This window comes from Holdemanella sp., assembly GCF_056804935.1.
In genome coordinates this window covers 1-3,407 of the sequence record NZ_DBMEXE010000054.1, presented here as the reverse complement: position 1 = coordinate 3,407, position 3,407 = coordinate 1, and the positions used below count along the sequence as shown (strand labels likewise).

At 34.9% G+C, this 3,407-nt stretch carries 4 protein-coding genes and 1 pseudogene; all 5 read left to right on the top strand.

Annotated elements, in window-relative coordinates:
• Positions 1 to 557 (top strand): annotated as a pseudogene (locus ACZQCL_RS03985) (glutamate synthase); the annotation flags it as partial.
• Between the two features lie 61 nt (positions 558 to 618).
• Positions 619 to 1,608, top strand: a complete 990-nt coding sequence (locus ACZQCL_RS03980; protein WP_482481898.1) for a S1C family serine protease — start codon at positions 619 to 621, stop codon at positions 1,606 to 1,608.
• Positions 1,609 to 1,759: 151 nt separating this feature from the next.
• The gene (locus tag ACZQCL_RS03975; protein WP_040466264.1) at positions 1,760 to 2,395 is read left to right on the top strand and encodes an ECF transporter S component; all 636 of its coding nucleotides are present in this window, start codon (positions 1,760 to 1,762) and stop codon (positions 2,393 to 2,395) included.
• A 68-nt stretch (positions 2,396 to 2,463) separates the two neighbouring features.
• Positions 2,464 to 3,009, top strand: coding sequence for an NUDIX hydrolase (locus tag ACZQCL_RS03970; RefSeq protein ID WP_482481897.1), 546 nt, complete (start codon positions 2,464 to 2,466; stop codon positions 3,007 to 3,009).
• Positions 3,010 to 3,032: 23 nt separating this feature from the next.
• The gene (locus tag ACZQCL_RS03965) at positions 3,033 to 3,317 is read left to right on the top strand and encodes an HU family DNA-binding protein (RefSeq protein ID WP_482481896.1); all 285 of its coding nucleotides are present in this window, start codon (positions 3,033 to 3,035) and stop codon (positions 3,315 to 3,317) included.
• Positions 3,318 to 3,407 lie beyond the last annotated feature (90 nt).

Genomic DNA, 3,407 nt, shown 5'->3' with positions numbered 1-3,407 from the left:
GAAATGATTGTGTTGGTACAAGCATTCGTCAGGGTTGTGCAAGTGTTGTTCAAATTGAAATGATGCCTAAAGCACCCGATGAAAGACTTCAAAGTAATCCTTGGCCCGAATGGCCAAAGATCTGTAAGACAGATTATGGTCAAGAAGAAGCGATTGCCGTCTTTAAAAAGGATCCTCGCATTTACGAAACAACAGTTAAGGAATGCATTTTAGATGAAAAGAAAAATCTAAAACAGATCAAGACGGTAAAAGTCCACTTTAACAACGGTAAGCTTGAAGAAGTAAAGGGTTCCGAACAAATTTTAGACTGTGATTTATTATTGATTGCGGCTGGTTTTATTGGTGTTGAAGATGATTTAAAGAAGAGTTTTAAATTGGAAACTTCACAAAGAAATACGATTGTGACACAACCAAATTCTTATCAAGTTAAAGACAAATACTTTACAGCTGGAGATTGCCATAGAGGTCAATCCTTAGTTGTATGGGCTATTCATGAAGGTAAAGAGTGTGCTAAAGAAGTGGATACGTATTTAATGGGTTACACAAATATGGAATAATTTAAAGTTCATTTAAGCTTATTGCGATATCCTTGTATTGTAAATAAGGAGGTACAAGGACATGAAAAATGAAATGCCAAAAATTCCAAATTCAAATCATAAATTATTAAAGAAAGGTACAAAGCTTGTATTGAGTGCGGCCACATTTGGTGTAGTTGCGGCCGGAAGTTTTCAAGGTGTCAACTATGTGGTTGATAACTATAATAAACAAAATACAACGGTTCAAAGTACAAATGTTGTGAAAACTTCAAGTTCAACCACTTCAAATGTGAGTGCAGTCGCTCAAAATTGTATGCCAAGTATTGTATCGATTACCAACGTTTCGGTATCGGATGTACAAAATTATTTCAGTATGTATGGAAATAACTCAAGAAGCAATCCGTTTACGCAACAAGAAAGTACAAGTGTAGGTAGTGGTGTGATCATCAATAAAAAGAATGGTGAAATCGATATTTTGACAAACTATCATGTTATTGAAAATGCAAAGACCTTGACTTGTACATTAGCGGATAATACAAATGTAGAAGCCACTGTAAAAGGTGTAGATGAAGATCGTGACTTAGCTGTGATTTCCATCAAAACAAAAGACTTAAGTGAAGATACTTTAAAGCAAATTGCGATTGCGACAATTGGAGACAGCGACAAACTTCAAGTTGGAGAACAAGTTGTAGCGATTGGTAATGCGTTAGGTTATGGTCAAAGTGTTACAACGGGTATTGTATCGGCTACAAATCGTAGTGTTTCAACAAGTTCAGATACAGACAAATCACAATCGTATATTCAAACCGATGCAGCTATTAACCCAGGTAACTCAGGTGGAGCATTATTGAATATGAGTGGTGAATTGATTGGCATCAACTCAGCCAAATTAAGTGATACGGATGTAGAAGGTATGGGCTATGCGATTGCGATCAGCGATGTCAAAGATTCAATCAATACTATGCTTGAAGGAAAAGATGTAAGTAAATCATCGACTCAATCTTCTTATTATTCACAGTACAACAATAATGAAGACGATAATTCCTCTTCTCCATTCAACATTTGGAACTAAAACAGGGACTTGATTCCTGTTTTTTTTTATTGTAAACTATTGAAGATGTTTTTTTTGTGGATATGGATCTAAGGACCATAATCTATGTATGAAGACATCCATTTGATTAGTTACATCGTATTCTTTTAAAGAAACGAAAGTAGGAGGAAATATGAACAAATCAAAACTATCAGTACGCCAGATGTGCGTTTTGGCTTTATTTTTAGCCATCGAAATCATCATGTATTTAACACCAATTGGATACTTACGTATCAACGCATTAAGTGTTACATTAATGCACGTGCCTGTAATTATCTTGGCTAGTACAATGGGACCAGCAGCCGGTGCTTTCTTAGGATTCGTATTTGGTTGTACTTCTGTAATTGGAGCTACAATGACACCTGGAATCACAAGCTTTGTCTTCTCTCCATTTATCACAGTTGGTGGTATTTCTGGTAACTTCTTTAGTTTAGTTATAGCTTTAGTACCACGTATTTTGTTGGGTGTGATTGCTGGTTATGTATTTAAATTTGCGAAAAAATACGCAAAGAATACTCCAGTCGCTGCAGGTATTGCAGCAGCTGTTGCGACAGTATGCCACACAATCATGGTATTAGGATTGATCGTTATCTTATTCGGTCCTCAATACTCACAAGCTTTAGGCATTAGCCAAGCCGCATTGAACGGAGTTATGGCTGGTGTCATCGGAACAAATATGATTCCTGAAGTCATCGTAGCTGTTGTTTCAAATATGGCTTTAGCGACTGCATTAAGTTCAAGATACGTTGGAATTGCTCAACAAGCATAGTCAATGAATAGTGTAACTTTGGTTGCACTATTTTTTTTATTTGGTTTATAATTACCTAGGTGATAAAAATGGATTTAAATTGGAAATTAAATAAAACAGAACATATTGTACAAGATGAATGGATCGACTTTCGTAAAGAGTCTTTTAATCTTCCAGATGGAAAGGAATTCTCCCCTTTCTATAACTATTCAAGAAGAAACTTTGTTGTGATTATCGCAAGAACAAAAGATGATAAGTATATAACAGTTCGTCAATTTAGACATGGACTTAAATCTGTAACCACTGAATTTTGTGCCGGTGGCATTGAGGGTGATGAAAAAGACAGTGCATTACTTGCAGCTAAACGTGAATTACAAGAAGAAACAGGCTACGTTTCAGATCACTGGAAACATATTTATACAATTCCTAGTAATCCTACAATAGCGGATAATTATGCGTATTTATATTATGCCGATGATTGTGAAAAAGTATCGAAGCAGCATCTAGATTCGACAGAATTTTTAGAAGTCAAAGAATATACAGAAGATGAAATCAATGATTTAATTAAAAACAACGAATTTGTTCAACCAATTCATCTAATGGGTTGGCTAATGGTGAAAAAAGGCGTATTATAGGGATATAAAGGAGACTTATAAACATGGAAAAATTAACTAAAAAGGACATCATTTCAAACATTGCCGAAGATTCTCACTTATCTAAAAAGGACATCACTGAAGTTGTTGACTTGGCATTAACACAAATCTTTGAAGGTTTAAGTGCAGGAAAAACAGTCGATCTTGCAGGATTTGGAAAATTTGAAATCACAGAAAGAAAAGCTAGAGAAGGATTCAATCCTCTAACGAAAGAAAAGATTCAAATTGAAGCTAGCAAATCTGTTAAGTTCAAAGTTGCCAAAGCTCTAAAAGAAGCTGTAAATAAATAATATCAAAACAAAAAGCATCCCTAGAGATGCTTTTTCATTACCTTCTTCGATCATTACAACTCGTTGTATAATAATCCTTTTTATTTTTAT

Coding starts and splice junctions, on each gene's coding strand:
- ACZQCL_RS03965 (WP_482481896.1), top strand. CDS start 3,033: ATGGAAAAATTAACTAAAAAGGACATCATTTCAAACATTGCCGAAGAT.
- ACZQCL_RS03975 (WP_040466264.1), top strand. CDS start 1,760: ATGAACAAATCAAAACTATCAGTACGCCAGATGTGCGTTTTGGCTTTA.
- ACZQCL_RS03970 (WP_482481897.1), top strand. CDS start 2,464: ATGGATTTAAATTGGAAATTAAATAAAACAGAACATATTGTACAAGAT.
- ACZQCL_RS03980 (WP_482481898.1), top strand. CDS start 619: ATGAAAAATGAAATGCCAAAAATTCCAAATTCAAATCATAAATTATTA.